This is a genomic window from Pseudomonas sp. Irchel s3b2, from assembly GCF_900187445.1.
Lineage (GTDB): Bacteria > Pseudomonadota > Gammaproteobacteria > Pseudomonadales > Pseudomonadaceae > Aquipseudomonas.
Genome location: NZ_FYEB01000001.1, coordinates 331,066 through 357,686, shown reverse-complemented (window position 1 = coordinate 357,686; position 26,621 = coordinate 331,066). Strand labels below are relative to the sequence as shown.

The 26,621-nt window shown below is 59.4% G+C and carries 26 protein-coding genes; 15 read left to right on the top strand and 11 right to left on the bottom strand.

Going from position 1 to position 26,621, the window contains the following annotated elements:
* Positions 1-40 precede the first annotated feature (40 nt).
* From CKW20_RS01630 to CKW20_RS01610, 5 genes are all read left to right on the top strand, one after another.
* Positions 41-1,468: a di-heme oxidoredictase family protein gene (locus CKW20_RS01630; RefSeq protein ID WP_095051372.1), complete on the top strand. Its 1,428-nt coding sequence runs from the start codon at positions 41-43 to the stop codon at positions 1,466-1,468.
* Positions 1,469-1,495: 27 nt separating this feature from the next.
* Complete coding sequence (locus tag CKW20_RS01625; RefSeq protein ID WP_095051371.1) at positions 1,496-2,560, top strand: imelysin family protein; 1,065 nt, start codon at positions 1,496-1,498, stop codon at positions 2,558-2,560.
* A 14-nt stretch (positions 2,561-2,574) separates the two neighbouring features.
* The gene (locus tag CKW20_RS01620; protein WP_095051370.1) at positions 2,575-3,672 is read left to right on the top strand and encodes a DUF1513 domain-containing protein; all 1,098 of its coding nucleotides are present in this window, start codon (positions 2,575-2,577) and stop codon (positions 3,670-3,672) included.
* Positions 3,673-3,762: 90 nt separating this feature from the next.
* A complete protein-coding gene (locus CKW20_RS01615) occupies positions 3,763-4,911 on the top strand; it encodes an efflux RND transporter periplasmic adaptor subunit (RefSeq protein ID WP_095051369.1) in 1,149 nt (382 codons plus the stop codon).
* Between the two features lie 13 nt (positions 4,912-4,924).
* Positions 4,925-7,963, top strand: coding sequence for a multidrug efflux RND transporter permease subunit (locus CKW20_RS01610; RefSeq protein ID WP_095051368.1), 3,039 nt, complete (start codon positions 4,925-4,927; stop codon positions 7,961-7,963).
* 205 nt (positions 7,964-8,168) lie between these two features.
* Here the strand turns inward: CKW20_RS01610 and CKW20_RS01605 are convergent, their stop codons facing one another.
* From CKW20_RS01605 to colR, 5 genes are all read right to left on the bottom strand, one after another.
* A complete protein-coding gene (locus CKW20_RS01605) occupies positions 8,169-8,396 on the bottom strand; it encodes a hypothetical protein (RefSeq protein WP_026331876.1) in 228 nt (75 codons plus the stop codon).
* 2 nt (positions 8,397-8,398) lie between these two features.
* Positions 8,399-9,091, bottom strand: coding sequence for a lipopolysaccharide kinase InaA family protein (locus CKW20_RS01600; RefSeq protein WP_095051367.1), 693 nt, complete (start codon positions 9,089-9,091; stop codon positions 8,399-8,401).
* 4 nt (positions 9,092-9,095) lie between these two features.
* Positions 9,096-9,764 carry a class I SAM-dependent methyltransferase gene (locus CKW20_RS01595; RefSeq protein ID WP_095051366.1) on the bottom strand — a complete coding sequence of 223 codons (669 nt, stop codon included), beginning with the start codon at positions 9,762-9,764 and terminating at the stop codon, positions 9,096-9,098.
* 148 nt (positions 9,765-9,912) lie between these two features.
* Positions 9,913-11,187: a HAMP domain-containing sensor histidine kinase gene (locus CKW20_RS01590; protein ID WP_095051365.1), complete on the bottom strand. Its 1,275-nt coding sequence runs from the start codon at positions 11,185-11,187 to the stop codon at positions 9,913-9,915.
* Positions 11,177-11,860 (bottom strand): two-component system response regulator ColR, encoded by a 684-nt coding sequence (colR, locus tag CKW20_RS01585; protein ID WP_095051364.1) that lies wholly within the window; start codon positions 11,858-11,860, stop codon positions 11,177-11,179. Before colR ends, CKW20_RS01590 begins: the two co-directional genes overlap by 11 nt.
* A 218-nt stretch (positions 11,861-12,078) precedes the next feature.
* On the opposite strand from colR, the gene CKW20_RS01580 reads away from it, so the two are divergent.
* The gene (locus CKW20_RS01580) at positions 12,079-12,822 is read left to right on the top strand and encodes a phosphatase PAP2 family protein (protein WP_095051363.1); all 744 of its coding nucleotides are present in this window, start codon (positions 12,079-12,081) and stop codon (positions 12,820-12,822) included.
* A gap of 184 nt (positions 12,823-13,006) precedes the next feature.
* Here the strand turns inward: CKW20_RS01580 and groL are convergent, their stop codons facing one another.
* From groL to CKW20_RS01560, 4 genes are all read right to left on the bottom strand, one after another.
* Positions 13,007-14,650: a chaperonin GroEL gene (gene groL, locus CKW20_RS01575; RefSeq protein WP_027922861.1), complete on the bottom strand. Its 1,644-nt coding sequence runs from the start codon at positions 14,648-14,650 to the stop codon at positions 13,007-13,009.
* Between the two features lie 49 nt (positions 14,651-14,699).
* On the bottom strand, positions 14,700-14,993 hold the full coding sequence (locus CKW20_RS01570; RefSeq protein WP_030128183.1) for a co-chaperone GroES: 294 nt from the start codon (positions 14,991-14,993) through the stop codon (positions 14,700-14,702).
* Positions 14,994-15,240: 247 nt separating this feature from the next.
* A complete protein-coding gene (locus CKW20_RS01565; RefSeq protein ID WP_038981886.1) occupies positions 15,241-15,717 on the bottom strand; it encodes an FxsA family protein in 477 nt (158 codons plus the stop codon).
* 66 nt (positions 15,718-15,783) lie between these two features.
* Positions 15,784-16,515: a HugZ family protein gene (locus CKW20_RS01560; protein ID WP_095051362.1), complete on the bottom strand. Its 732-nt coding sequence runs from the start codon at positions 16,513-16,515 to the stop codon at positions 15,784-15,786.
* A 165-nt stretch (positions 16,516-16,680) separates the two neighbouring features.
* Between CKW20_RS01560 and CKW20_RS01555 the strand changes: the two genes are divergently transcribed.
* Complete coding sequence (locus CKW20_RS01555; protein ID WP_095051361.1) at positions 16,681-17,439, top strand: SDR family oxidoreductase; 759 nt, start codon at positions 16,681-16,683, stop codon at positions 17,437-17,439.
* A 108-nt stretch (positions 17,440-17,547) separates the two neighbouring features.
* Here CKW20_RS01555 and apbC read toward each other — a convergent pair whose 3' ends face one another.
* Complete coding sequence (gene apbC / locus CKW20_RS01550; RefSeq protein ID WP_019581546.1) at positions 17,548-18,642, bottom strand: iron-sulfur cluster carrier protein ApbC; 1,095 nt, start codon at positions 18,640-18,642, stop codon at positions 17,548-17,550.
* A gap of 255 nt (positions 18,643-18,897) precedes the next feature.
* Here apbC and metG point away from each other — a divergent pair, with 255 nt between their 5' ends.
* The 8 genes from metG to CKW20_RS01510 all read left to right on the top strand — a co-directional run bounded on the left by metG (position 18,898) and on the right by CKW20_RS01510 (position 25,786).
* Positions 18,898-20,949, top strand: coding sequence for a methionine--tRNA ligase (gene metG / locus CKW20_RS01545; protein ID WP_095051360.1), 2,052 nt, complete (start codon positions 18,898-18,900; stop codon positions 20,947-20,949).
* A gap of 143 nt (positions 20,950-21,092) precedes the next feature.
* On the top strand, positions 21,093-21,662 hold the full coding sequence (locus CKW20_RS01540) for an Rnf-Nqr domain containing protein (RefSeq protein WP_095051359.1): 570 nt from the start codon (positions 21,093-21,095) through the stop codon (positions 21,660-21,662).
* Positions 21,659-22,666, top strand: coding sequence for an electron transport complex subunit RsxB (rsxB, locus tag CKW20_RS01535; RefSeq protein ID WP_095051358.1), 1,008 nt, complete (start codon positions 21,659-21,661; stop codon positions 22,664-22,666). The genes CKW20_RS01540 and rsxB overlap by 4 nt, the downstream gene beginning before the upstream one ends.
* Positions 22,653-23,645 carry an RnfABCDGE type electron transport complex subunit D gene (locus CKW20_RS01530; RefSeq protein WP_095051357.1) on the top strand — a complete coding sequence of 331 codons (993 nt, stop codon included), beginning with the start codon at positions 22,653-22,655 and terminating at the stop codon, positions 23,643-23,645. Before rsxB ends, CKW20_RS01530 begins: the two co-directional genes overlap by 14 nt.
* A complete protein-coding gene (locus CKW20_RS01525; RefSeq protein WP_095051356.1) occupies positions 23,642-24,253 on the top strand; it encodes an RnfABCDGE type electron transport complex subunit G in 612 nt (203 codons plus the stop codon). The genes CKW20_RS01530 and CKW20_RS01525 overlap by 4 nt, the downstream gene beginning before the upstream one ends.
* A complete protein-coding gene (locus CKW20_RS01520; RefSeq protein WP_141228903.1) occupies positions 24,246-24,836 on the top strand; it encodes an Rnf-Nqr domain containing protein in 591 nt (196 codons plus the stop codon). The genes CKW20_RS01525 and CKW20_RS01520 overlap by 8 nt, the downstream gene beginning before the upstream one ends.
* 25 nt (positions 24,837-24,861) lie before the next feature.
* The gene (nth, locus tag CKW20_RS01515) at positions 24,862-25,500 is read left to right on the top strand and encodes an endonuclease III (RefSeq protein WP_095051355.1); all 639 of its coding nucleotides are present in this window, start codon (positions 24,862-24,864) and stop codon (positions 25,498-25,500) included.
* A 106-nt stretch (positions 25,501-25,606) separates the two neighbouring features.
* Positions 25,607-25,786: a PA3496 family putative envelope integrity protein gene (locus tag CKW20_RS01510; RefSeq protein ID WP_030128194.1), complete on the top strand. Its 180-nt coding sequence runs from the start codon at positions 25,607-25,609 to the stop codon at positions 25,784-25,786.
* A gap of 91 nt (positions 25,787-25,877) precedes the next feature.
* Here the strand turns inward: CKW20_RS01510 and CKW20_RS01505 are convergent, their stop codons facing one another.
* On the bottom strand, positions 25,878-26,504 hold the full coding sequence (locus CKW20_RS01505) for a response regulator transcription factor (RefSeq protein ID WP_008069501.1): 627 nt from the start codon (positions 26,502-26,504) through the stop codon (positions 25,878-25,880).
* Positions 26,505-26,621: the final 117 nt, after the last annotated feature.

Genomic DNA, 26,621 nt, shown 5'->3' with positions numbered 1-26,621 from the left:
GACTTTGCGCCCTTGTTTTGCTCGTCTTGCAGGATGTCTGATGCCCTCGCTGCCTCTTCGCTTGTCCGCACTGTTGCTGGCCCTGGGCCTGAGTGCCTGCGATGACGCCCCGCGTTTTACCCAGGCCGAACCCGGTGAAGCCCGCTCCGCTGGCAGTGCGACGGTGCGCAAGACTGATCAGAACTCATTCTCCCTGCCGTCCGCCAATCTGCCGCCGTCACGGCGCGTCGATTTCAGCGTCGGCAACAGTTTCTTTCGCAACCCTTGGGTGATTGCCCCGTCGACCACCACTGCCCGTGATGGCCTTGGCCCGTTGTTCAATACCAACGCCTGTCAGAACTGCCACATCAAGGACGGGCGCGGTCACCCGCCCGCACCCGATGCGCCGAATGCGGTATCAATGCTGGTGCGCCTGTCGATCCCCGATGCACCGGCCTATGCCAGGGCCATCGAACAACTGGGCGTGGTTCCGGAGCCGGTCTACGGCGGGCAGTTCCAGGACATGTCGGTGCCCGGCGTCGTCCCGGAAGGCAAGGTGCGCGTCGACTACACGCCGGTCCCGGTGCGTTTCAAGGACGGCAGCGAAATCGAGTTGCGTAAGCCGACCCTGCAGATCACTCAACTCGGCTACGGCCCGATGCACCCCGACACGCGTTTCTCGGCGCGCATCGCACCGCCGATGATTGGCCTGGGCTTGCTTGAAGCGATCCCCGACGAAGCCATCCTGGCTAACGCCGAGGCCCAGGCCCGGGAGAAAAACGGCATCGCCGGACGGCCGAACCGGGTCTGGGACGATGCGCAGCAGAAAACCGTCCTCGGACGATTTGGCTGGAAGGCCGGGCAACCGAATCTCAATCAACAAAACGTTCACGCGTTCTCTGGTGACATGGGCCTCACGACCAGCCTGAGACCCGTTGATGACTGCACCGACGCGCAAACCGCGTGCAAGCAGGCGCCCGATGGCAATGGCCCGGATGGCGAGCCGGAAGTCAGCGATAACATTCTGCGTCTGGTGTTGTTCTACAGCCGCAACCTCGCGGTGCCGGCCCGTCGCGATGTCGGCGCGCCGCAAGTGCTGGCCGGCAAGAATTTGTTTTTCCAGGCGGGATGCCAGTCCTGTCACACGCCTCAATACACCACCGCCACTAACGCCGCTGAACCTGAGTTGGCCAATCAAGTGATTCGCCCTTACAGCGACCTGCTGCTGCATGACATGGGCGACGGCCTGGCCGACAACCGCAGCGAATTCCAGGCCAGCGGCCGCGACTGGCGCACCCCGCCGTTGTGGGGCATCGGCCTGACACAAGCGGTCAGTGGCCACACCCAATTTTTGCATGACGGCCGCGCCCGTAACTTGCTCGAAGCCGTGCTCTGGCATGGCGGCGAGGCGCAGGCGGCGCAGCAACAGGTTTTGTCTTTCAATGCCGAGCAGCGCGCGGCGTTGCTGGCGTTTTTGAATTCCCTTTAATACGTATTCCTTCAGCGGGAGCCCGACATGTTCCGTCCCAAATTGTTGTTCACCAGCCTGGCCGCCCTCGCCCTGGGCGCCTGTTCGCCCCAGGATCCGCAAGCGGTCACGTCGGCGGCCATCGCCAAGCAAGTAATCCTGCCGACCTACAGCCGCTGGGTCGAAGCCGACCGTCAATTGGCGGTCAGCGCCCTGGCGTTCTGCCAAGGCAAGGAAAACCTCGAAACCGCCCGCGCCGACTTCCTGCACGCGCAGAAAGCCTGGGCCGAGTTGCAACCGCTGCTGATCGGGCCGTTGGCCGAGGGCAACCGTTCGTGGCAGGTGCAGTTCTGGCCGGACAAGAAAAACCTCGTGGGCCGTCAGGTCGAGCAACTGGTGACCGCGCAACCGCAGATCGATGCTGCTGCCCTGGCCAAGTCCAGCGTTGTGGTTCAGGGGCTCTCGGCCTATGAATACATCCTGTTCGACAGCAAGATCGACATGGCCGACAGCGCGCAGAAAGCCAAATATTGCCCGCTGCTGGCCGCCATTGGCGAACGCCAGAAGCAACTGGCCGAAGAGATCCTGTCGCGCTGGAACACCAACGACGGCATGCTCGCGCAGCTGAGTAAATTTCCGAACCAGCGCTACGCCGACTCCCACGAAGCGATCGCCGATCTGCTGCGCGTGCAAGTGACGGCACTGGACTCCTTGAAGAAAAAACTCGGCACACCGATGGGTCGTCAGAGCAAGGGCACGCCACAGCCATTCCAGGCCGATGCCTGGCGCAGCCAATCGTCGCTGCAAGGCCTGCAAGCAAGCCTGAGCGCGGCGCAAACCGTTTGGGTAGGTGTCGACAATAAAGGCCTGCGTGGTCTGTTGTCGAACGAGCAGAAACCCTTGGCCGACAAGATCGACGCAGCCTACGCAGCGTCCCTGAAACTGTTCGCCAGCAACCAGCGCTCGCTGACCGACATGCTCACCGACGATGCCGGGCGCCAGCAGCTCAACGCGATCTACGACAGCCTCAACGTCGTCCATCGCTTGCACGAAGGCGAGCTGGCCAAGGCGCTGGGCATTCAACTGGGCTTTAACGCCAACGACGGTGACTGATGAGGGCTAGTGCCATGCTGCGACGCCAGGCTCTGACGTTAGGGAGTTTGCTGCTGGGTGCGGTGACACTGGGCGGCTGGACGCTGTTCAAGCAAAAGGACAAAAGCCCGCTGCTGCTCTCGGCGCGGGACGACGGTGATGGCAAGCACTTCGCCGTCGGTTATCGGCTGGATGGTACCCGGGTGTTTGCCACCCAGGTCGGCCAGCGTTGCCACGACATCATCAACCATCCGACGCTGCCTATAGCGCTGTTCGTCGCTCGGCGTCCGGGTACCGAGAGTTACCTGATCGACCTGCGCGACGGCACGCTGCTGCAAACCGTGGTGTCGCAGCCGAACCGGCACTTCTACGGTCACGCAGTGATTCACCAGAGCGGCGACTGGTTGTACGCCACAGAGAACGACACCTCCGATCCGGGTCGCGGCCTGCTCGGCGTGTATAAGTTCGAAGGTGAGCGCCTGATGCACAGTGGAGAAATTTCCACCCACGGTGTCGGTCCGCATCAGGTGTCGTGGATGCCCGATGGCGAGACGCTGATTGTCGCCAACGGCGGCATTCGCACCGAGGCCGAAAGCCGGGTCGAGATGAACCTCAACGCGATGGAGCCGAGCCTGGTGTTGATGCAGCGCGACGGCACGTTGTTGAGCAAGGAAACACTGGCCCAGCAGATGAACAGCGTGCGGCACTTGGGCGTCGCCAGCGATGGCACTATCGTTGCCGGTCAGCAGTTCATGGGCGCTGCCCACGAGTCATCGGAGCTGCTGGCGATCAAGCGTCCCGGCCAACCGTTCGTGGCGTTCCCGGTGCCCGAGCATCAATTGCAGGCCATGGGGCATTACACCGCCAGCGTTGCCGTACACAGTGAATTGCGTCTGGTCGCCCTGACCGCGCCGCGAGGTAACCGCTTTTTTATCTGGGACCTGGACAGCGCTGAAGTACGCCTGGATGCGCCCCTTCCCGATTGCGCCGGCGTCGGGGCCGTGGCCGATGGTTTTGTCGTGACCTCCGGTCAAGGACGATGCCGGTACTACGATTGCCGCCAGACAACCCTTGTCGCAGAACCTCTGGAATTGCCTGCGGGGCTCTGGGACAACCATCTTCACTTGATCTAAACACGGTCCTTTGTAGCAGCTGGAATCCCCCTCACACTCGGAGTAATGTTCCCGCCTGTCTCATCTGATTTTCTCCAAGGAAATGGAAATATGCTGCGCCGCCGCATGCTGATCATGTTGGGTGTTGTTCTGCTAATCGTGCTGGTCCTGGCCGGTTACAAAGCCTTCTCCATCTACATGATGATGCAGGGCTTCTCCGCGCCGAAACCGCCGATAAATGTCGCCGTGGCCACCGCCACCGAACGTCCGTGGCAAAGCCGTTTACCAACGGTCGGCACTCTCACGGCCCTGCAAGGGGTCGACCTGAGTCTGGAGATCGCCGGCACCGTCAAGGAAGTGCAGTTCGAGTCTGGGCAGAAGGTCAAGGCCGGTCAGCCAATCCTGCAACTCGACACCGCCGTGGAAACCGCCTTGCTGGCAACTGCTCAAGCCGACCTGGGACTGGCGCAACTGGATTACGGTCGCGGCAGCCAATTGGTGGGCAGTCAGGCTATTTCCAAAGGTGAGTTCGACCGACTCTCAGCGGTGTTGCAAAAGAGCCGGGCCACGGTCAATCAGCTCAAGGCGGCACTGGAAAGAAAACGCATCCTCGCCCCGTTCAGCGGGACCATCGGCATTCGTCAGGTAGACGTCGGCGACTACGTGGCCAGCGGCACGATGATCGCCACCCTGCAAGACCTCAGCAGCCTCTACGTCGACTTCTTTGTGCCCGAACAATCGGTGCCGAAAATCGCCCTCGGCCAGCCGGTACAGGTGATCGTCTCGGCCTACCCGACGCAGAATTTCCCCGGGGTCATCAGTGCGATCAACCCGAAAGTCGAGAGCAGCACCCGCAACGTGCTGGTGCGCGCGACCCTGGCCAACCCCGATGGCAAGCTGCTGCCGGGCATGTTCGCCAGCCTGCAGGTGATGTTGCCCGATCCGCAGCCGCACATCGTTGTGCCGGAAAGCGCGATCACCTACACCCTTTATGGTAATTCGCTGTACGTCGTCGGGCAGAAAAAGGCCGAAGACGGCAGCCTCGAAAAAGACGACAAGGGCGAGCCGATTCTGATCGCCGAGCGGCGTTTCGTTGAAACCGGCGAGCGCCGCGATGGAATGGTCATGATCACCAAAGGCGTGCAGAACGGCGAAAAAGTGGTCACGGGGGGCCAGATCAAACTGGACCACGGCGCGCACATTGCCATCAGCGACGACAAGACCCTAGCCGAGAAGAGCAGTCAGCCGCGCGCTGACTGATCAAGGAACCCCCATGGCTTTTACCGACCCGTTCATCCGCCGCCCGGTGCTCGCCACCGTGGTCAGCCTGTTGATTGTGCTGCTGGGTTTCCAGGCCTGGAGCAAATTGCCGCTGCGCCAATACCCGCAAATGGAAAACGCCCTGATCACGGTGACCACCTCTTACCCCGGAGCCAACGCCGAAACCATCCAGGGATACATCACCCAACCGATGCAGCAGAGTCTGGCCAGCGCCGAAGGCATCGACTACATGACATCGGTCAGTCGCCAGAACTTCTCGGTGATCTCGATCTACGCGCGCATCGGCGCCAACAGCGACCGCTTGTTCACCGAGCTGCTGGCCAAGGCCAACGAGGTCAAGAACCAGCTGCCCCAGGACGCCGAAGACCCGGTGCTGAGCAAGGAAGCCGCGGACGCTTCGGCGCTGATGTACATCAGTTTCTTCAGCGACGAGCTGAGCAATCCACAGATCACCGATTACCTGTCACGGGTCATCCAGCCGAAACTCGCGACCTTGCCGGGCATGGCCGAAGCCGAGATTCTCGGTAACCAGGTGTTTGCCATGCGCTTGTGGCTGGACCCGGTGAAACTCGCCGGTTTCGGTCTGAGTGCCAGCGACGTGACCGACGCCGTGCGCCAATACAACTTTCTCTCTGCCGCCGGCGAAGTGAAAGGCGAGTATGTGGTCACCAGCATCAACGCCAATACCGAGCTCAAATCTGCCGAAGCCTTTGGTGCGATCCCGCTCAAGGTAGAGGGCGACAGTCGCGTACTGCTGCGGGACGTGGCGCGGGTCGAGATGGGCGCGGAGAACTACAACACCATCAGCTCTTTCGGCGGCACGCCCTCGGTGTACATCGGCATCAAGGCCACGCCCGGCGCCAACCCGCTGGACGTGATCCGGGAAGTGCGCAAGATCATGCCGGAGCTGGAAGCCCAGCTGCCGCCGAACCTGAAAGGTGAAATCGCCTACGACGCCACGCTGTTCATCCAGGCCTCCATCGACGAAGTGGTGAAAACCCTGTTCGAAGCGGTGCTGATCGTGATCGTGGTGGTGTTCCTGTTCCTCGGCGCCCTGCGCTCGGTGGTGATCCCGGTGGTCACTATTCCGCTGTCGATGATCGGCGTGATGTTTTTCATGCAGATGATGGGTTACTCGATCAACCTGCTGACCTTGCTGGCGATGGTATTGGCCATCGGGCTGGTGGTGGACGATGCCATCGTGGTGGTGGAAAACATCCATCGGCACATCGAAGAAGGCAAGACGCCGCTCGATGCGGCTATCGAGGGTGCCCGGGAAATCGCCATGCCCGTGGTGTCGATGACCATCACCCTGGCGGCGGTCTATGCGCCGATCGGTTTCCTGACCGGCCTGACGGGGGCGCTGTTCAAGGAATTCGCCCTGACCCTGGCCGGGGCAGTGGTGATCTCCGGCATCGTTGCGCTGACGCTGTCGCCAATGATGTGCGCCCTGCTGCTGCGCCACGATGAAAACCCCACTGGCCTGGCCCATCGCCTGGATGTGATCTTCGAAGGCCTCAAGCGCCGCTACCAGAGCGTGCTTCACGGCACCCTCAATACCCGGCCGGTGGTGCTGGTGTTCGCGGTCATTGTGCTGTGTCTGATTCCGGTGTTGCTTAAGTTCACCAAGTCGGAACTGGCGCCGGACGAGGATCAGGGCGTCATCTTCATGATGGCGAATGCCCCGCAGACGGCCAACCTCGATTACCTGAACACCTATACCGACGAGTTCCTCACGATTTTCAAGGAGTTCCCCGAGTACTACTCCTCGTTCCAAATCAACGGTTTCAATGGCGTGCAATCGGGGATCGGCGGCTTCCTGCTCAAGCCCTGGAACGAACGCGACCGGACCCAAATGCAGATACTGCCCGAGGTACAGAGCAAACTGGAGAGCATTCCCGGGTTGCAGATCTTCGGTTTCAACCTGCCATCCCTTCCGGGCACCGGTGAAGGCTTGCCGTTTCAATTCGTGATCAACTCGGCCAACACCTATGAGTCATTGTTGGACGTGATGGACCGGGTGAAAAAAAGAGCGATGGAGTCCGGCAAGTTCGCTTTCGTCGACGTCGACCTGGCCTTCGACAAACCCGAAGTCGTGGTGGATATCGATCGCGCCAAGGCTGCACAGATGGGTGTGTCGATGCAGGACCTGGGCGGCACCCTCGCAACGTTGCTGGGTGAAGCGGAGATCAACCGTTTCACCATCGAAGGTCGCAGTTATAAAGTCATCGCGCAGGTGGAACGGCCCTTCCGGGATAACCCCGACTGGCTGAACCATTATTACGTCAAGAACACCAAGGGCGAATTGCTGCCCCTGTCGACCCTGATCACCGTGACCGACCGGGCGCGACCGCGCCAGTTGAATCAGTTCCAGCAACTCAATTCGGCGATACTTTCCGGGGTCCCGCTGGTCAGCATGGGTGAGGCCATCGACACCGTGCGCCAGATCGCTCGGGAAGAAGCGCCGGCGGGTTATGCCGTCGACTATGCCGGTGCGTCACGACAATACGTCCAGGAAGGTAGCGCGCTGTGGGTCACCTTTGCCCTGGCGCTGGCGATCATCTTCCTGGTGCTGGCGGCCCAGTTCGAAAGTTTCCGCGATCCACTGGTGATACTGGTGACGGTGCCACTGTCGATCTGTGGCGCGTTGATCCCATTGTTCCTCGGCTGGTCGAGCATGAACATTTATACCCAAGTGGGATTGGTGACGTTGATCGGGCTGATCAGCAAGCACGGGATCCTGATCGTCGAATTCGCCAACCAGCTACGCAAGGAGAAGGGGCTGTCGCCTCGCGAAGCGGTGGAGGAAGCGGCGGCCATTCGCCTGCGTCCGGTATTGATGACCACGGCGGCGATGGTGTTCGGCATGGTGCCGTTGATCATCGCTACGGGCGCGGGTGCCGTCAGCCGATTCGACATCGGCACAGTGATCGCGACGGGGATGTCGATCGGAACGCTGTTCACCTTGTTCGTGTTGCCGTGCATCTATACGTTGCTGGCCAAGCCCGACAAAGCTGAAAAACACCCATAAACCTGTGGGAGATTCTATGTAGCCTTTGATCGTTCCCACGCTCTGCGTGGGAATGCAGCCCGGGACGCTCCGCGTCCCATCAAAAGCCGAACGCGGAGCGTCCGTAGTGGCATTCCCACGCAGAGCGTGGGAACGATCGATGGTGAGCCAAGTGAAAAGAAAAGGCCTCGCATATGCGAGGCCTTTTCTTTGGGCTTCAATCTGTTCAACTTTGTGGCCTCAGTCCTTGAGAAAGTCCGAACATGAACAGTAACAAGTCATGATCGGGTTGAGTGGCCACGGGTGCTTTGGCAACCCGGGGCAACGGACAATGCGCGTCACCGTGCACGGAGCTGAGGACTTGCGTGCGGGGCTGCTCCCATGCCGCCACCGCCAATGAAGCAACTGCCAAGGCTCCGGCTAAAAACAAACCTCGTGCAATTTCGAGTTTCATTGTTATAAGCCTTTGATAGCGCTGCCAAACGCCGTCTCATAAAAATAGACGAGTTTTTTCCAGTCTGTATCGCTGAACGACGAGTGGCGACGCAGTTGTTTCAGGTCATGGACCGCTGCTTGACGGTCGGTCAAACGCTTCCGACATTTCTCCAGATCGATCAAGGCAATTTCGACCTTGGCTGACTCGCCTTCGCCGGTGACCCGCACGAATACGTGCTTTATATAGAGACAGCTGTGCTGCCAACGGCCCTTGTGCATGCGGGCCAGATTGTCTGCCAGATCCTTCAATACACGATCATGCACCGCCTCACCGTAACGCTCGCGACCACCCCCTGCGTACCAGTGTTTGATTTCCTCGAAGCCATCCAGGGACTTGGTAACCAGTAATGCGCGCCATTTATTATTCACGGGATCGCGCTGTGCCTCGCAAAAAACGATTTCAGGAACACGAACGTCGAGCCGGCGCAAACCGATGAGCGCATCACGCTCGCGCAATATCGTCGGCCGACCGAACGGGTGCAACCCGCTGCGATAGGTATGCCCGGTTTGACGCTTGGTGTAGAGCAGCTGTCCATCACTGCCCATAACGCGCTGCACGCCACTTTCTCCACCACGACGGACGTTGGGTTCTTCTACCCATTTGCCGCGCAGGTTCCAGAAGTAGTCGAACCGGTCCCGGGGAGCAACTGCCATCCTGTTACCTCTTGCGTAATACGTACACCCGCCACATCGCATAGAGTGGTAAAAAATCAAGTCGCTCCTGAATTCGGAAACCCGCCTGCTCGAACTCCTGTTCGACCGTCGCAGCCGGTAACACAAATCGATTTTGGTAACTTCCCTGCTCCCGCGTCTGCTCAAGGCGTTTGCGTCTCCAGGCTTTGAAATTGCCGTCCACCCACAACGAAAGGATCACGCTGTCGCGGGTGACACGCTGGAATTCGCGCAGGATGGCCAGTCGATGCTCGGCTTCACCGATGTGATGGAACAAGCGCATGCAGAAAATGCTGTCGACGGCGTTATCGGGCAAGGCAATGTCGAATGCAGAAGTCTGCAAGGGTTGTACCCGTTTTACCACGTCGGCGGGTTGCGCCTGCATGGCTGTCTTCAACATGGACTCCGAGTTGTCGGCCCCGATGATGACACGGTTGTGTTTTTCCGCGAGCAGCGGCCAGAAACGCCCCGCGCCGCACGGCAAATCGAGGACCAGCCCAGGCTCGCCGGCCAGCGTCAGCGCTTTTCGCGCCAGTTGCTCGTCACGCCAGTGGGACAGTCGGCGACTGAGACCCTCTTGATGCTTGCGCAAATATTTCTGGGCGTGTTGATCGTCATACTTTTCGGAAAATTTGAGCTTGATCGGGCCAGCCATCACTGCAGTCTCCTGAGCTTCTGATGACCACTACTCTAGGTAGCACCGTGTCAGCGTCAGGTCGTGCGTTTGTGAAAAAAATGTCATGTAAACCCCGGAATTATTTCAGGGTTTTACAGAGCCGAATTCATTAAAAGCCCGCGCACCGCTATTCCTGATTGAACTCCACCTGAAAACGGCAGCCATTGGGTTCCATGTTCGTCAGGCTGACACTCCAGCCCTGGTTCTCGCAAATCCGCTGCACCAGCGACAGCCCCAACCCCAGGCCCTCGCCGCGTTTTTCGTTGCCGCGCACGAAAGGCTCGAACATCGCCTCGCGCTTTTCCTCGGGAATGCCTACACCACTGTCCTCGACCACGAACCCTGTATCCGTCAGGGCGAGGCGGATGTAGCCGCGCTCGGTGTAATGCAGCGCATTGCGCAACAGGTTGCCCATCACCGCATGCAGAAGGGTCGCGTTATAGCGGGTGTCCGGCGGATTGCCCGGCTCAAAGTTCAGCGTCAGACCCTTGGCTTCGATCGGCTCGCGCCATTGAGAGAGTAGCCCGTCGGCCACTTGGCTCAGGGTCTGCTGGGGAGCCATGCTGGCATCTTCGTGTTGAGCACGCGCCAACATAAGGAAAGTTTGCACCAGCTCGCGCATCTCGGCACACGCACGGGCGATTCGCTCGACCTGGGCACGGCCGCGCTGATCGATGCCGGGGTTTTCCAGCAACAGCTCGCAGGAACTGGCCAACACCATCAACGGCGTGCGCAGCTCGTGGCTGACATCACTGGTGAACAATCGCTCACGGGTCAATGCCTGACGTAAACGCCCGAGGGTGGCATCGAAGGCCACGGCCAGCTCGCCCACTTCATCGGCGGCATAGTCCGGCGCCAGCGGCGGCGCCAGGCCCAGTAACTGATCGCGATGACGCACCTGACGGGCCAATCGCACCACCGGCGCCATGACCTTACGCGCCAGCACCCAGCCAAGAAATACCGCCAATGCCAGGCTCAGGACGAAACCTACCAGCACCACGGCAAACAGCACCCGTTCACGCTCTTCGAAATCGCTCTGGTCCTGCAACAGCACGTAGCGCCGACCGTCGACGATTTCGACCATTGCGTGATACGACAGCTGCTCGCGAAAGATTTCATGAAAGCCCGAGTCCAGGTGCCGCAAATCCTTGGGCAAATCGAAGTCGCCCGGCCCGCCGCTGAAATAGAACAGCTGGTCCGGCTCAGGGCGGTGGCTCCAGTCCGACACGCTATCCATCAGCAACAGGCGTTGCAAATCGCCGCCCAGACCCGCCGAAATCAGTTTTTCTTCCACCAGGTGCACGGTCGCCACAATGCCCATGGCGAAGGCTCCCGCCACCAGTGCGCTCATCAACGCAAAGGCGATGATGATCCGCTGAGCAAGACTTTGCTTAAACTCCATCACGGCCCTCGGCCAAGCGATAACCGACGCCGTGCACCGTGTGCAGCAAGGGTTTGTCGAATGGTTTGTCGATCACCTGACGCAGTTGATGAATGTGGCTGCGCAGGCTATCGCTGTCCGGGCAGTCATCGCCCCACAGGGCCTCTTCGAGAATTTCACGGCGCAGCACGTGCGGGCTTTTCTGCATTAACACGGCCAGCAACTTCAGGCCCACCGGGTTGAGTTTCAGCAGACGACCTTCGCGCGTCACTTCCAGAGTATCGAGGTCGTAGCTCAGATCACCGACTTGCAAGGCACGGCGACCTCCCCCTTGGGCACGGCGCATGACCGCCTCGATCCGCGCGGCCAGTTCGGACAGGGCAAAGGGCTTGATCAGGTAATCGTCGGCACCAGACTTGAAGCCTTGCAAACGGTCGTCCAGTTGATCGCGCGCGGTGAGCATGATTACCGGCGTGTCGCGGCGGGCATCTTCGCGCAGGCGTTTGCACAGGGTGTAACCGTCGATGCCAGGCAGCATGATGTCGAGCACGATCAAGTCGTAGTGCTCGGTGGCCGCCAGGTGCAGCCCCGACAGACCGTCCTGCGCGCAATCCACGGTGTAACCCTTGAGCCCAAGATAATCGGCCAGATTGGCCAGGATATCGCGGTTGTCTTCAACCAATAGAATTCGCATCGGCACCTCCTCCGTACACAGTAACGGCTGTCTTGGCGCGCAGCTTAAGGCCAAGTGTGGCTCAGGGATAGGGTGGCGTGCGGGGGTAAATCCGACAAAAAAAACCTGAGATGGCCTTAACGACTTTTTCACCATCGATTCACAGGCTGACGAGAGAGGCGTGTTCAGACTCCCCGCGGTTGCGCCCTTCAGAACATTTCACTCACCAAGGAATTGCCATGGTTTCGACCGCCGCCCGCTCCGCGTCCAGGCCACTGAATGCCTGGCTGTGCCTGGGAGTGCCCGCCATTGCGGCGATCACCCTGCTGTTGCTCGAACTGACGTCCCTGGACATGGACCTTGCCAAGCAGTTCTATGACCCGATCGCTGGCGAGTTCATCGGACGGCACAGTTACTTCCTGGAAGACATCCTGCATGACCGGGCCAAGCAAGTGGTCATCGCCTTTTCGATGTCCGCCATCCTGGGCTTCATCGGCTCCTTTTTCATGGAAAGGCTCAAACCGTTCAAACGTGAACTGGGTTGCCTGGTGTTGTCTCTGGCACTGGCAACATCGTTCGTCACCCCGGTCAAAGCGGTGACGGCGGTGCAATGCCCATGGAGCCTGGAGCAATTCGGCGGGCACGAAACCTACAGCGAACTGCTCAGCCCGCGCCCGCACACCGATAAGCCGGGGCGCTGCTGGCCCGGTGGGCATGCGGCGACTGGCTTCACGTTGTTTGCGCTGTTTTTCGTCCTGCGCGATCGTCGCCCGCGTCTGGCGCGCAAGGCGTTTGTCTTCGCCTTCGCGTTGGGCTCGGTGTTTTCCATCAGCCGGATGATGCAGGGCGCGCACTTCTTCTCGCACAACGTGTGGACGGCGATTTTCTGCTGGCTGATTTGTTTGGGGGTGTATTACTACATTCTTTATCGACCGGCGTCCAAGGCTGAGCGAGTAGCCAGCGCGGAACCTGTCAGCGTCTGAGCTGACGCCTTCGCGGGCAAGTCGGATCGCCGCACCGCTCGCTCCTACAAGGGATCACGCTGAACTCGTAGGAGCGAGGCTTGCCCGCGAAGGGGCCCTCATGCACAACACAACTTTCTGACAGGCAATAAAAAACCCCGTCTGCTTTCGCAGGCGGGGTTTTTTCGTACGGGGTAAGGCTGGCTTACATCATGCCGCCCATGCCGCCCATACCGCCCATGTCTGGCATGCCGCCGCCAGCTGGAGCGTCGTCCTTGATCTCGGCGATCATGGCTTCGGTGGTGATCATCAAGCTGGCAATCGACGAAGCCGCTTGCAGAGCCGAACGAGTCACTTTAGCCGGGTCCAGGATACCCATTTCGATCATGTCGCCGTATTCGCCGGTCGCAGCGTTGTAACCGTAGTTACCCGAACCCTGCTTGACCTTGTCGACGACTACGCTTGGCTCGTCGCCGGAGTTGGCAACGATCTGGCGCAGTGGCGCTTCAACAGCGCGACGCAGCAACTGGATGCCAACGTTCTGGTCATCGTTGTCGCCTTTCAGCTCGGAGATAGCCTGCAGAGCGCGAACCAGTGCCACGCCGCCGCCAGGTACCACGCCTTCTTCAACGGCTGCACGGGTAGCGTGCAGGGCGTCTTCAACGCGGGCTTTCTTCTCTTTCATTTCAACTTCGGAACCCGCGCCAACCTTGATCACTGCAACGCCGCCGGACAGTTTGGCCAGACGCTCTTGCAGTTTTTCACGGTCGTAGTCGGACGAAGTATCAGCCACTTGCTGACGGATCTGCAGAACGCGAGCCTGGATGTCAGCCTCAACGCCGGCACCGTCGATCACGGTGGTGTTTTCTTTGGACAGGATCACGCGCTTGGCATTACCCAGGTGTTCCAGGGTAGTGCTTTCCAGGCTCAGACCGATCTCTTCGGAGATCACGGTACCGCCGGTCAGAACAGCGATGTCCTGCAGCATGGCCTTGCGACGGTCGCCGAAGCCTGGAGCCTTGACGGCTGCGACTTTAACGATGCCACGCATGTTGTTCACAACCAGAGTCGCCAGGGCTTCGCCTTCAACGTCTTCGGCCACGATCAGCAGTGGACGGCCGGCTTTGGCAACGGCTTCCAGTACTGGCAGCATTTCGCGGATGTTGGAGATCTTTTTGTCGACCAGCAGGATCAGCGGACCGTCGAGCTCGGCAGTCATGGTCTCTGGCTTGTTGACGAAGTACGGGGACAGGTAGCCACGGTCGAACTGCATGCCTTCAACAACCGACAGTTCGTTTTCCAGGCCCGAGCCTTCTTCAACGGTGATCACGCCTTCTTTACCGACTTTTTCCATGGCTTCGGCAATGATGTCGCCGATGGAGTTGTCGGAGTTGGCCGAGATGGTGCCGACCTGAGCGATCGCCTTGGTGTCAGCGCAAGGCTTGGACAGGGCTTTCAGCTCTTTGACAATGGCGATGGTCGCTTTGTCGATACCGCGCTTCAGGTCCATCGGGTTCATGCCGGCAGCGACGGCTTTCAGGCCTTCGTTGACGATCGATTGAGCCAGGACGGTAGCGGTGGTGGTGCCGTCGCCTGCGTCATCGTTGGCACGGGAGGCAACGTCTTTGACCAGCTGCGCGCCCATGTTTTCGAAGCGATCTTTCAGCTCGATTTCTTTGGCAACGGAAACGCCGTCCTTGGTGATGGTCGGAGCGCCGAAGCTCTTCTCGATGATCACGTTACGGCCTTTAGGGCCCAGGGTCGCTTTTACTGCGTCAGCCAGGACGTTGACACCGGCGAGCATTTTCTTGCGGGCGGAATCGCCGAATTTAACTTCTTTAGCAGCCATGATCGATATTCCTTAAATACTTTGTAGTAGCGGGAAAATGAACGGGGAATCAGCCTTCGATGACAGCGAGGATTTCGCTTTCGCCAATAACCAGCAGGTCTTCGCCGTCAACTTTCACAGTGTTGCTGCCGGAGTAAGGGCCAAACACAACCTTGTCACCCACTTTCACAGCCAGCGCACGCACTTCACCGCTGTCCAGTGCTTTGCCTGGGCCTACGGCGAGGACTTCACCCTGGTTTGGCTTTTCAGCAGCCGAACCTGGCAGGACGATACCGCCAGCGGTTTTCTTTTCTTCTTCGCTGCGACGGACGACGACGCGGTCATGCAGAGGACGAAGCTTCATTGTCGATCTCTCCTAATTGTGGTTTTCATCGGCCGGTGTAGTCCCGGCGGGTTTAACAAATCCGGCGGCGCCGGGTGCGGTTCGTCAAGCGAACCGCGGAAGTCTGTCTGGCGCAATTGCCAGAAACCTTGCGGTGACCGTTACATAAGGGCGTACAAGCTTATTTCAAGGGCGCAGGGCGAAAATTTTTTACGTTGATGCCCTGAAAACGAACACGGCACCCGAGGGTGCCGTGTCGATGGAAGTGTTACTTGGAATCGCGGTGTTCGAACTCGCCTTCGATCACATTGGGCTCACGACCCAGTGGCTGCTGCGGAGCAGGACCGCCCCGTGGCTGCAGGTCATCGGCGAATGCACGCTGACGCATCGCTTGCTCCTCGGCGCGCAGACGCATTTTGTTGGCCAACAGTCGACGAGAGATCGGCAGCAACATGATCAGACCCAGCACGTCGGTGACGAAGCCCGGCAGGATCAACAGGCCGCCCGCCAAGGCCAGCATCAGGCCTTCGAGCATGGTCTGAGCCGGCAGCTCGCCGCGGTTCAGGCTTTCACGGGCGCGCAGCGCAGTAGCCAGACCGGCGATACGCAGCACGAACACGCCGAGCATCGAGCCGAGAATGATCAGCAGCAGGGCCGGGAAAAACCCGATCGCCCCACTGACCTTGACGAATACGAACAGCTCCAACACCGGGAACAGTACAAAGAGCAACAAAAAAGGGCGCATCAAATGGTTCCTCAACGCAAGAATGCCTTGCCAGTCTTCCTTAGATGACGTCGCCGTTTCGTGAATTCAAGCGTCGGTCACCTCATTTTTCGGCCAATGCTCGGCGTGAGCCAGGAAAACCAAGGCTTCCCGGACTTGTGTCGGCGTATTACAAGGCGTTTGAAACGGCAGCCAGTAGAGCCCCTGACCGATGCGCAAGTGCATGCCTTCGGTGTCGATACCGGCCAATTGCGCCGGTGCAGTTTTCGGCAGACCCGCCAGCTCGACGTAGTGGGCGATCGCTTTGGCGTGATCGGCATTCATGTGCTCGACCATGCTCACTTCAGCCTTGCCGGCGAACGGATTGGCGAGGGTCAACTGCTCGATCCAGTGGATCGCGCCAAAACCGCCGATGTAGCGATGACGCACCTCGTTGAGCACCCAGAAATCGAAATCATGGGCCTTGTGATAGTTCTGCGAATCGGGGAAATAGCGGTAGTAACGCTCGGCGGCCGCTTCGATGGCAGCGGTGTCCTGGAGCTTTTCTGCCTCGGCGAGGTAAGTCAGGCGACCAACGGCTTGTACGTCTTCGGCTTCACGCTCACCCACCAGCAGCGAACATTTCGGATCTTTCTGCAGGTTGTGAGTGTGCTGGGCGATGCGGCTGATAAGGATCAGCGGCCGGCCCTGTTCATCCAGACAGTACGGAACCACAGAGCCAAACGGAAAACCGGGCATCGCTTTGGAGTGCGTCGAGAGCACTCCACGGTATTCCTTGAGAAGCAATTCTCGTGCATGCTTAGCCACTACAACGCTCAAATTATGACTCCTTACATTGATTCCGTCGAAAAAACGGACAGGCGTCTGGGTTAAAGTTCCAGCACGCCACAGGGGCGGTTCTCATGTGCAGCCAGGCCATATCAGGCTCAGATCGAGAGACCCTCTAGAAGGAAAACCACTCCGATCTGCTATGGGGCTATGCGAATGCAACTCACTGACAAAGTAATCATTATCACCGGCGGTTGCCAGGGTTTAGGTCGCTCCATGGCCGAGTATTTAGCCGAGAGAGGCGCGAAACTGGCGCTGGTGGACCTGAACCAGGAAAAACTCGACGCCGCCGTCGCGGCTTGCCAAGCCAAGGGTGTCGAGGCCCGCGCCTACCTGTGCAACGTCGCCGATGAAGAGCAGGTGACCCACATGGTCACCCAGGTGGCCGACGACTTCGGCGCGATTCATGGCCTGATCAACAACGCCGGCATTCTGCGCGATGGCCTGCTGCTGAAGGTCAAGGACGGCGAAATGACCAAGATGAGCCTGGCCCAATGGCAGGCGGTGATCGACGTCAATCTGACCGGCGTGTTCCTGTGCACCCGTGAAGTCGCGGCAAAAATGGTCGAGCTGAACAACAGCGGCGCGATCATCAATATCTCGTCGATTTCGCGCGCCGGCAACGTTGGCCAGACCAACTACTCCGCCGCCAAGGCCGGTGTCGCTGCGGCGACCGTGACCTGGGCCAAGGAACTGGCACGCTACGGCATTCGCGTGGCGGGCATTGCGCCGGGCTTTATCGAAACCGAGATGACCCTGAGCATGAAGCCCGAAGCGCTGGAGAAAATGACGTCGGGGATTCCGCTCAAGCGCATGGGCAAACCCGAAGAGATCGCCCAATCGGCGGCCTACATATTCGAGAACGACTACTACACCGGTCGGATTTTGGAATTGGATGGCGGGTTGCGGATTTAAAGCAAGATCAAAAGATCGCAGCCTCGCTTCGCTCGACAGCTCCTACAGGTGTAAGCCTATCCATGTAGGGGCTGTCGAGCGAAGCGAGGCTGCGATCTTTTCAGCGAATTAGTCGTCGCTGACGGTAATGTTCGGCATCGCTGGCGTTGCCGCTTCCTGCAACACAATCCGCGCGCCGACATGGCGGGCCAGTTCCTGGTAAACCATTGCAATCTGACTGTCCGGCTCGGCGATCACCGTTGGCTTGCCACCATCGGCCTGTTCGCGAATCAGCATCGACAGCGGCAACGAAGCCAACAGTTCGACACCGTACTGGTTGGCCAGCTTCACACCACCACCCTCACCGAACAGATGCTCGGCATGCCCGCAGTTGGAACAGATGTGCACGGCCATGTTTTCCACCACGCCCAGCACTGGGATATTGACCTTGCGGAACATCTCCACGCCCTTGCGCGCGTCCAGCAATGCCAGATCCTGTGGGGTGGTCACAATTACCGCACCGGCCACCGGGACTTTCTGCGCCAGGGTCAACTGGATATCGCCGGTGCCTGGGGGCATGTCGATGACCAGGTAATCCAGGTCGCCCCAGGCCGTTTGCGTGACCAGTTGCAGCAAGGCGCCGGACACCATCGGCCCGCGCCAGACCATCGGCGTGTTGTCATCGGTCAGGAAGGCCATGGACATCACTTCGACGCCATGGGATTCAATCGGAATGAACCACTTCTGATCCTTGACCTGTGGTCGGGTGCCTTCAGGGATACCGAACATGATGCCCTGACTCGGGCCATAGATGTCCGCGTCGAGAATCCCGACTTTGGCGCCTTCACGGGCCAGCGCCAGGGCCAGGTTGGCAGCCGTGGTGGACTTGCCCACACCCCCCTTGCCGGACGCCACGGCCACGACGTTCTTGACGTTGGCCAGCCCCGGAATCTGTGCCTGAGCCTTGTGCGCGGCGATCACGCTGGTGATCTCGACGCGCGCGGTGACGACGCCGTCCAGGCCTTCGATGGCCAGTTGCAGCAACTGCGCCCAGCCGCTCTTGAACAGACCGGCGGCGTAACCCAGCTCCAGCTGGACGCTGACGCGATCACCCTGGATGTCGATGCTGCGCACGCACCCGGCGCTGACCGGGTCCTGGTTCAGATAAGGGTCGGTGTATTGGCGAAGGACGGCTTCCACCGCTGCGCGATTGACGGCGCTCATGGGCAACTCCGAAAACAGGACTTGGAAAGATGACGGGTATCGTACCTGTTCTGATCGTTCGGCGGGATGCCGAAAAGATCGCAGCCTTCGGCAGCTCCTACAGGGATTGCGCCGAACTTGTAGGAGCTGCCGAAGGCTGCGATCTTTTGGCGACACCAACCATTCGATCATCGGAGGAAACAACCTCACGGGGTGAAATATATTTCCCAGCGCTTTATAGTGGCCGACCTCCGTTTCATCAAGTAGCCGAGCCCCATGTCCGAGCCACGCAAGATCCTCGTCACCAGCGCCCTGCCCTATGCCAATGGTTCGATCCACCTCGGCCATATGCTGGAGTACATCCAGACCGATATGTGGGTGCGCTTCCAGAAGCATCGCGGTAATCAATGCATTTATGTCTGCGCCGACGACGCCCACGGTTCGGCCATCATGCTGCGCGCGGAAAAGGAAGGCATCACCCCGGAACAACTGATCGCCAACGTCCAGGCTGAACACAGCGCCGACTTTGCCGAGTTCCTGGTGGACTTCGACAATTTTCACTCCACTCACGCCGAAGAAAACCGTGAGCTGTCGAGCCAGATCTACCTGAAGCTGCGCGACGCCGGGCACATCGCCACGCGCTCGATCACTCAGTACTTCGACCCGGAAAAGAAAATGTTCCTGGCCGATCGCTTCATCAAGGGCACCTGCCCGAAGTGCGGCACCGAAGACCAGTACGGCGACAACTGCGAAAAATGCGGCGCGACCTACGCTCCCACCGACCTGAAGGATCCTAAGTCGGCAATCTCTGGCGCCACCCCGGTGCTCAAGGATTCCCAGCACTTTTTCTTCAAACTGCCGGACTTCCAGGAAATGCTGCAAACCTGGACCCGCAGCGGCACGTTGCAAGACGCCGTGGCCAACAAGATTGCCGAATGGCTGGACGCCGGCCTGCAACAGTGGGACATCTCCCGCGATGCGCCATACTTCGGCTTCGAGATTCCCGACGAGCCGGGCAAGTATTTCTACGTGTGGCTGGATGCGCCAATCGGCTACATGGCCAGCTTCAAGAACCTCTGCGCCCGCCGTCCGGAACTGGACTTCGACGCATTCTGGGGCAAGGACTCCACTGCCGAGCTGTACCACTTCATCGGCAAGGACATCGTCAACTTCCACGCCCTGTTCTGGCCAGCGATGCTCGAAGGCGCCGGCTTCCGTAAACCGACCGGCATCAACGTGCACGGCTACCTGACCGTCAACGGCCAGAAGATGTCCAAGTCCCGCGGCACGTTCGTCAAGGCGCGCACCTACCTGGATCACCTGTCGCCGGAATACCTGCGCTACTACTACGCGGCCAAACTGAGCCGTGGCGTCGACGACCTGGACCTGAACCTCGAAGACTTCGTGCAGAAGGTCAATTCCGACCTGGTCGGAAAAGTCGTCAACATCGCCAGCCGTTGCGCCGGTTTCATCCATAAAGGCAACGCCGGCGTGCTGGTGGCCGGTAACGCCGCGCCGGAACTGACCGATGCCTTCCTGGCCGCAGCGCCAAGCATTGCCGAAGCTTATGAAGCTCGCGACTTTGCCCGCGCCATGCGCGAAATCATGGGCCTGGCCGACCGCGCCAATGCCTGGATCGCAGACAAGGCGCCGTGGTCGCTGAACAAACAGGAAGGCAAGCAGGATGAAGTGCAGGCCATTTGCGCCCTGGGCATCAACCTGTTCCGCCAGCTGGTGATTTTCCTCAAACCGGTACTGCCGCTGCTGGCCGCCGATGCCGAGGCGTTCCTGAACGTCGCGCCGCTGATCTGGAACGACCACACCACCTTGCTCAGCAACCATCAGCTGAACGAGTTCAAACCGTTGATGACCCGCATCGACCCGGTAAAAGTGCAAGCCATGACCGACGCCTCGAAAGAAGACCTGACCGCCAGCGCAACCGACACCGGCCAAGCGGCACCCGTCGGCAATGGTGAACTGGCCAAGGATCCTCTGTCGCCAGAGATCGAGTTCGATACCTTCGCTGCCGTAGACCTGCGCGTTGCGCTGATCGTCAAGGCCGAAGCCGTGGAAGGTGCCGACAAGCTGCTGCGCCTGACCCTGGACATCGGTGACGAGCAACGCAACGTGTTCTCCGGTATCAAGAGCGCTTACCCGGACCCGTCCAAGCTCGATGGTCGCCTGACCATGATGATCGCCAACCTCAAGCCTCGCAAAATGAAATTCGGGATCTCCGAAGGCATGGTGATGGCGGCCGGCCCTGGCGGTGAAGAAATCTACCTGCTGAGCCCTGACAGCGGTGCCAAGCCGGGTCAGCGCATCAAGTAAAGGTCTGCGGTAAACCGATCCCACAGTCGTGCCCGGCGCGACTGTGGGATTTTCATGTCTGGCCCACCCTCCTTCCTTGCCGGATAATGCCTACTCTCTTTTTAGAGAGCCTTTAAGAAAGCCTTGTCCTTACCGGCACGATCATGACCGAACTGCTTTTAACGCTTATCAGCGCTGCCCTGATCAACAACCTCGTGTTGCACTGGCTGCTGGGCGTCGATCCGGTGCTGGGCAGCGAGCGACCACAGGTCCACGCGCTGGGCATCGCGACAACATGTCTGATGCTGATCGTCGGCACACTCGGCTATGCGTTCTACCACTGGTTACTGGTGCCGTTTGGGCTGACGTCGCTGCGTCTATTCGTGTTCCTGCCGCTGAGCGTTCTGCTGATTGGTCCGCTGCTGAAGCTGCTTTCGGCATTGTTTGTAAAGCTGGCATTCGATGGCCTCTGGCCCCTGCTGCTGGGGAATGCCGGGGTGCTTGGGCTGACGTTGCTCAACGCTCAGGACGACAAGGGAATTTTCCACGCCATAGCCCTGAGCCTTGGCGCCGGACTGGGTTTCTGGCTGGTACTGAGTCTGTTCAGCGACTTGCGCCAGCGCACACTCGATAACGATATCCCCCTGCCCTTTCGCGGCCTGCCGATCGAATTGATCGGCGCCGGATTGATCGCGGTGGTTTTTCTCGGATTCAGCGGGCTGATCAAAACATGAGTCTGATTCAACGCATCGATGCCCTCTTGCCGCAGACCCAATGCGGCAAGTGTGGTCACCCCGGATGCAAACCCTACGCCGAAGGCATCGCCAGCGGCGAGCCGATCAACAAGTGCCCACCGGGCGGCAGCGAAACCATCGCAGCCCTGGCCGACCTGCTGAAAGTGCCGGTACTGGAACTGGACGTCAGTCGCGGTTCGGCACCGGCGCAGATCGCTTACATCCGCGAAGCCGAATGCATCGGCTGCACCAAGTGCATTCAGGCCTGCCCGGTCGACGCCATTGTCGGCGCGGCGAAATTCATGCACACGGTCATCGTCGACGAATGCACCGGTTGCGACCTCTGCGTGGCGCCCTGCCCGGTGGATTGCATCGAGATGCATCCGTTACCGCTGGCCACGGTGCTGCCGATTGTCGGCGGGCTGGCGTTCAGCCTGGAGGAACAACAAGCCCGGGCCGCCAAGCGCAATCACGCGCGACGCCGTTTCGAACAGCGCAATACCCGACTGCATCGCGAAGAAGAACAGAAGCTCGCCGAACGCCAGGCTCGTGCTCAACGCTCCGTGCTGCCCAGCGAAGTGACGCTCGACCCGGTTCAGGCCGCACTCGAGCGCGTCCGCGCGCAGAAGGCCGCCAATGCCGATGCGGCACTGAAAAAGGCCAAGGTCGATCTGGCGATGAGTCGGGCGCAGCTGAACAAATCGCTCAAGGCTTTCGGGCATCCGCCAACCTTCGAACAGCAATCGCAACTGATCGTGCTGCAACAGCAGTTCGCAGCCGCCGAACAGGCACTGGCGCGACTGGAGAGCAGCGTAGCGCCAGTCTCTGCGCCACCTGCCCCGGCAAAAGATGCCGAGCTGAAACGGGCGAAGATCCAGCTGGCCATGCGCCGCGCCGAACTCAAGAAAGCTCAAACAAGCGAGGCGCCGGCCGAACAGATCGAAGCGTTGCAACATGCGCTCAGCGAAGCCGAGCGTCAGGTGGATGCCTATGTCACCCCTTGAATCGGTGGACGAACGCCTTCAGCAAGCCATGAAGCTAGTATTGCTGGCCACTGTGCCGGGAATGCTGGTGTTGTTCTGGTTGAACGGCTGGGGGGTGTTGATCAACCTGATTCTGGCGGCGGCTACTGCGCTGGCTGTAGAAGCGGCGGTATTGCAGCTGCGCAAGCAACCGGTAAAACCGACGGTGAGCGACGGCAGTGCGCTGGTCAGTGCGACGCTGTTGGCACTGGCCTTGCCGCCTTATTGCCCGTGGTGGCTAACAGTCAGTGCTGCGGCGTTCGGACTGTTTTTCGGCAAGCACTTGTATGGCGGCGTTGGCAAGAATCCGTTCAATCCGGCGATGCTCGGTTTCGCGCTGGTTCTGGTGATGTTTCCCCAGCAAATGACCCATTGGCCGTCGTCCCATGGCATGGATTTGTTTGCTGGGTTGCAACAGGTGTTCGGCTTCAGCTTCGGTCAGCCCCCCGATGCGTGGCCCCAGGCCACGGCGCTGGACAGTCTGCGAATCAACAAAAGCCTGACCATGGAAGAACTGTTCGCCGGCAATCCGGCATTCGGCCGTTTTGGCGGTCGAGCCGTGGAATGGGTCAACCTGGCTTTTCTGGCGGGCGGTGCGTTTCTGCTGCAGCGGCGGGTATTCAGCTGGCATGCGCCGGTCGGCATGCTCGCCAGCCTGTTCATTATCAGCCTGTTGTGCTGGAACGGTACCGGCTCCGACTCTCATGGCTCGCCACTGTTTCATCTGCTCACCGGCGCGAGCATGCTGGGTGCCTTCTTCATCGTGACGGAACCGATATCCGGCCCGAAAAGCCCCACTGCCCGATTACTGTTCGGCGCAGGCGTGGGGTTACTGACTTACCTGATTCGGACGTGGGGCGGGTATCCGGACGGGCTGGCCTTTGCGGTTTTGCTGATGAACCTCTGTGTACCGGCGCTGGAACGGTTTGCCGCGTCCAGGCAGGAGCAAGTTGCCCCATGAACCGAGCGACGAGCGTTGTGATTCTGGTAGTGCTGGCGGGCCTGGGGATGGGCGCGACTTACCTCGTGCAGCACACCAGCGCCGCGCGCATTGCCGCCGAACAACGCCTGATCGACAGCCGCCAGTTACTGGATCTGCTACCGCCCGACAGCTACGACAATCAGCCACTGGAATACCCCCTCAGTCTCGAAAGCACTCGCCTGGCCAACAGCACACTGTTGGGGGGCTACCTGGCGTCCAAGGCTGGCCAACCGAGCGTTGTGTTGCTGCGTAGCCAGACATTGGGCTACGCCGGCTCCATTGAGTTGCTGATCGCCATCAACCCCCAAGGCAAGCTAGTGGGGGTCAAAACCCTCAAGCAATCGGAAACCCCGGGGCTGGGCGGCAAGCTCACCGACTGGCCCAATGCCTGGCTTCAGGTGTTTACCGGTAAATCCCTGACCGACCCCAGTGACAATGGCTGGGCCTTGAAAAAGGACCAAGGGCAGTTCGATCAGATCGCTGGCGCGACCATCACCTCAAGAGCGGTGATCAATACCACCCATGACGCACTGCGCTACTTCGATGAACACCGGCAACCGCTGATCGGGAGCAGCGCTCATGAATAAGTCATCAACCCTGCAGAACTCGCTGATGCTTACGCCGTTGATCGGCGTCACTGATTCATTGATAACGGCTTTGGGCCTGTGGCTGATGTTCGCCCTGGTGCTCAGCGCTTACGGTGTGAGCATGGCCGTCTTGCGCTCGCGACTGATTCCGGCAACACATTTGCTTGCCTGCCTCTTGCTGGCCGCCACGCTGACCAGTTGTGCGGAGCTCGCCACGCAAGCCTGGTCGCTTCAATGGCACCAGCATCTGGGTTTCTACACAGGGTTGATCGCCTTGCAATGCGTCGTGCTGGAACACAACGGTTTTTTTCAGAGCCCACAGCGTGATCGACTGCGTCTGTGTGGCCTGTTCGGCGCCTTGATGGTGGGCTTGGGCCTACTGCGCGAGTTCATCGGCAACGGGACACTCGGTAGCCATCTGTCCTGGCTGGCCGGTGCCACGCAACCGGACTGGCAAGGCTGGACGCTGATCGCCGACGGTGGCCTGCACCTGGCCACGCTGGCCCCTGGCGGGTTTATTCTGCTGGGACTGTTGATCGCCGCACATCAGGCCTGGACCCGCCGCCCAGCGGCCTCACATTGACCGCCTTCGAGGAAACGCATCGCCCATGAATGCCGCAAAACGTCTTGAAATTTTCCGCAGGTTTCACGAAGAAAACCCTGAACCGAAGACCGAACTGGCCTATTCCTCGGCGTTCGAATTGCTGATCGCCGTGATTCTCTCGGCGCAGTCGACCGATGTCGGCGTCAACAAGGCTACCGCCAAACTGTTCCCGGTGGCCAATACGCCAGCGGCGATTCATGCCTTGGGCGTCGAAGGGCTGTCGGAGTACATCAAGACCATTGGCCTGTTCAACAGCAAAGCGAAAAACGTGATCGAAACCTGTCGCTTGCTGGTGGAGCGCCATGGCGGTGAAGTGCCGCAGACCCGCGAGGCCCTGGAGGCATTGCCCGGCGTCGGTCGCAAGACCGCCAACGTGGTGCTCAATACTGCCTTTCGTCAGCTGACCATGGCTGTGGACACCCATATTTTCCGGGTCAGCAACCGTACCGGCATTGCTCCGGGCAAAAATGTGGTCGAGGTGGAGCAGAAACTGATGAAATTCGTGCCGAAGGAATATCTGCTCGACGCTCACCACTGGCTGATTCTCCATGGGCGCTACGTGTGCCTGGCCCGCAAGCCGCGGTGTGGCAGTTGCAGGATCGAGGACTTGTGCGAATACAAGCAAAAGACCTCGGACGATTGAGCGCTATTAGTTTTTTTGATTGATCGATTGAAAAAATCTTTTTTACCCGCCGGGAAATTGTCGATATAAGGAGCGCCAAAGGCAGCCTTAGCCTGGAGTTAACCTTATGAGCACTGGCAAAGAGCAATTGGACGTAGAAGACGACTTCACTCCCGTTGAGGCCGATGACGCTGAGCCGGTAGTGGAAGTGGCGAAGACCAACCTGAGCAAACGTCGCACCATCGACAATATGCTGGAGGAGCGCCGACTGCAGAAGCAATTGGCCGATTACGATTTTGACTTGTGACACTTAAAAGCCTCCCGAAACGGAGGCTTTTTACTAAGTGCCGACCCCTGATAAACGCCCGTTCATCGCGCCTCGTCAAACGCTGGCAGCGTCATACCAGGCCATTACGTTGGGCCAATTCGATCAGGTCGACCAGTGAGCGAGCATTGAGCTTTAATAGAAGGCGAGTCTTGTAAGTACTAACGGTTTTATTGCTGAGGAACATTCCATCGGCGATCTCCTTGTTTGTCTTTCCTCGGGCCAACTGTTGCAGGACCATCATCTCTCGCCCGGACAAACGATCCACCATATCAGCTTCACTGGCGTTCCCAAGACTGGAACGCACAGTATGCAGAGCCTGATTTGGAAAATAGCTGTAACCTGACAGCACGGCTTTTATTGCACTGAGCAACTCGGTGAGATCCTGTTGTTTGCAGACATATCCGGCGGCACCCGATTGCATGCAGCGCATGGAAAAGTGTCCTGGCGCCTGGGAAGTCAATATCAGTACTTTTAGAGGCATTGCCGTTGATGTCAGGCGCGCGATAACTTCCAACCCATCCAGTTTCGGTATTCCAATATCCAGAATGACAATATCCGGCATCAGGTCACGGGCAAGTTGTAATGCGTCCACACCATTATCTGTTTCTGCAATGACTTCGTAGCCATGACGTTCCATTAGCATACGTACCGCAAGACGAATGACGGGGTGATCATCCACGATCAGCACTTTATTCATGGGCAAGTCCAATTTTCGCTGTTCGAATTTTTAGAGCCCGCACCATAGCCTAGTCGTTTCACCCATGGCATGCCGTCACCCCCGGCCACTCGCAGCGAGAGACATAGCCTACAAACA

Coding starts and splice junctions, on each gene's coding strand:
- CKW20_RS01630 (WP_095051372.1), top strand. CDS start 41: ATGCCCTCGCTGCCTCTTCGCTTGTCCGCACTGTTGCTGGCCCTGGGC.
- CKW20_RS01625 (WP_095051371.1), top strand. CDS start 1,496: ATGTTCCGTCCCAAATTGTTGTTCACCAGCCTGGCCGCCCTCGCCCTG.
- CKW20_RS01620 (WP_095051370.1), top strand. CDS start 2,575: ATGCTGCGACGCCAGGCTCTGACGTTAGGGAGTTTGCTGCTGGGTGCG.
- CKW20_RS01615 (WP_095051369.1), top strand. CDS start 3,763: ATGCTGCGCCGCCGCATGCTGATCATGTTGGGTGTTGTTCTGCTAATC.
- CKW20_RS01610 (WP_095051368.1), top strand. CDS start 4,925: ATGGCTTTTACCGACCCGTTCATCCGCCGCCCGGTGCTCGCCACCGTG.
- CKW20_RS01605 (WP_026331876.1), bottom strand. CDS start 8,396: ATGAAACTCGAAATTGCACGAGGTTTGTTTTTAGCCGGAGCCTTGGCA.
- CKW20_RS01600 (WP_095051367.1), bottom strand. CDS start 9,091: ATGGCAGTTGCTCCCCGGGACCGGTTCGACTACTTCTGGAACCTGCGC.
- CKW20_RS01595 (WP_095051366.1), bottom strand. CDS start 9,764: ATGGCTGGCCCGATCAAGCTCAAATTTTCCGAAAAGTATGACGATCAA.
- CKW20_RS01590 (WP_095051365.1), bottom strand. CDS start 11,187: ATGGAGTTTAAGCAAAGTCTTGCTCAGCGGATCATCATCGCCTTTGCG.
- colR (WP_095051364.1), bottom strand. CDS start 11,860: ATGCGAATTCTATTGGTTGAAGACAACCGCGATATCCTGGCCAATCTG.
- CKW20_RS01580 (WP_095051363.1), top strand. CDS start 12,079: ATGGTTTCGACCGCCGCCCGCTCCGCGTCCAGGCCACTGAATGCCTGG.
- groL (WP_027922861.1), bottom strand. CDS start 14,650: ATGGCTGCTAAAGAAGTTAAATTCGGCGATTCCGCCCGCAAGAAAATG.
- CKW20_RS01570 (WP_030128183.1), bottom strand. CDS start 14,993: ATGAAGCTTCGTCCTCTGCATGACCGCGTCGTCGTCCGTCGCAGCGAA.
- CKW20_RS01565 (WP_038981886.1), bottom strand. CDS start 15,717: ATGCGCCCTTTTTTGTTGCTCTTTGTACTGTTCCCGGTGTTGGAGCTG.
- CKW20_RS01555 (WP_095051361.1), top strand. CDS start 16,681: ATGCAACTCACTGACAAAGTAATCATTATCACCGGCGGTTGCCAGGGT.
- apbC (WP_019581546.1), bottom strand. CDS start 18,642: ATGAGCGCCGTCAATCGCGCAGCGGTGGAAGCCGTCCTTCGCCAATAC.
- metG (WP_095051360.1), top strand. CDS start 18,898: ATGTCCGAGCCACGCAAGATCCTCGTCACCAGCGCCCTGCCCTATGCC.
- CKW20_RS01540 (WP_095051359.1), top strand. CDS start 21,093: ATGACCGAACTGCTTTTAACGCTTATCAGCGCTGCCCTGATCAACAAC.
- rsxB (WP_095051358.1), top strand. CDS start 21,659: ATGAGTCTGATTCAACGCATCGATGCCCTCTTGCCGCAGACCCAATGC.
- CKW20_RS01530 (WP_095051357.1), top strand. CDS start 22,653: ATGTCACCCCTTGAATCGGTGGACGAACGCCTTCAGCAAGCCATGAAG.
- CKW20_RS01525 (WP_095051356.1), top strand. CDS start 23,642: ATGAACCGAGCGACGAGCGTTGTGATTCTGGTAGTGCTGGCGGGCCTG.
- CKW20_RS01520 (WP_141228903.1), top strand. CDS start 24,246: ATGAATAAGTCATCAACCCTGCAGAACTCGCTGATGCTTACGCCGTTG.
- nth (WP_095051355.1), top strand. CDS start 24,862: ATGAATGCCGCAAAACGTCTTGAAATTTTCCGCAGGTTTCACGAAGAA.
- CKW20_RS01510 (WP_030128194.1), top strand. CDS start 25,607: ATGAGCACTGGCAAAGAGCAATTGGACGTAGAAGACGACTTCACTCCC.
- CKW20_RS01505 (WP_008069501.1), bottom strand. CDS start 26,504: ATGAATAAAGTGCTGATCGTGGATGATCACCCCGTCATTCGTCTTGCG.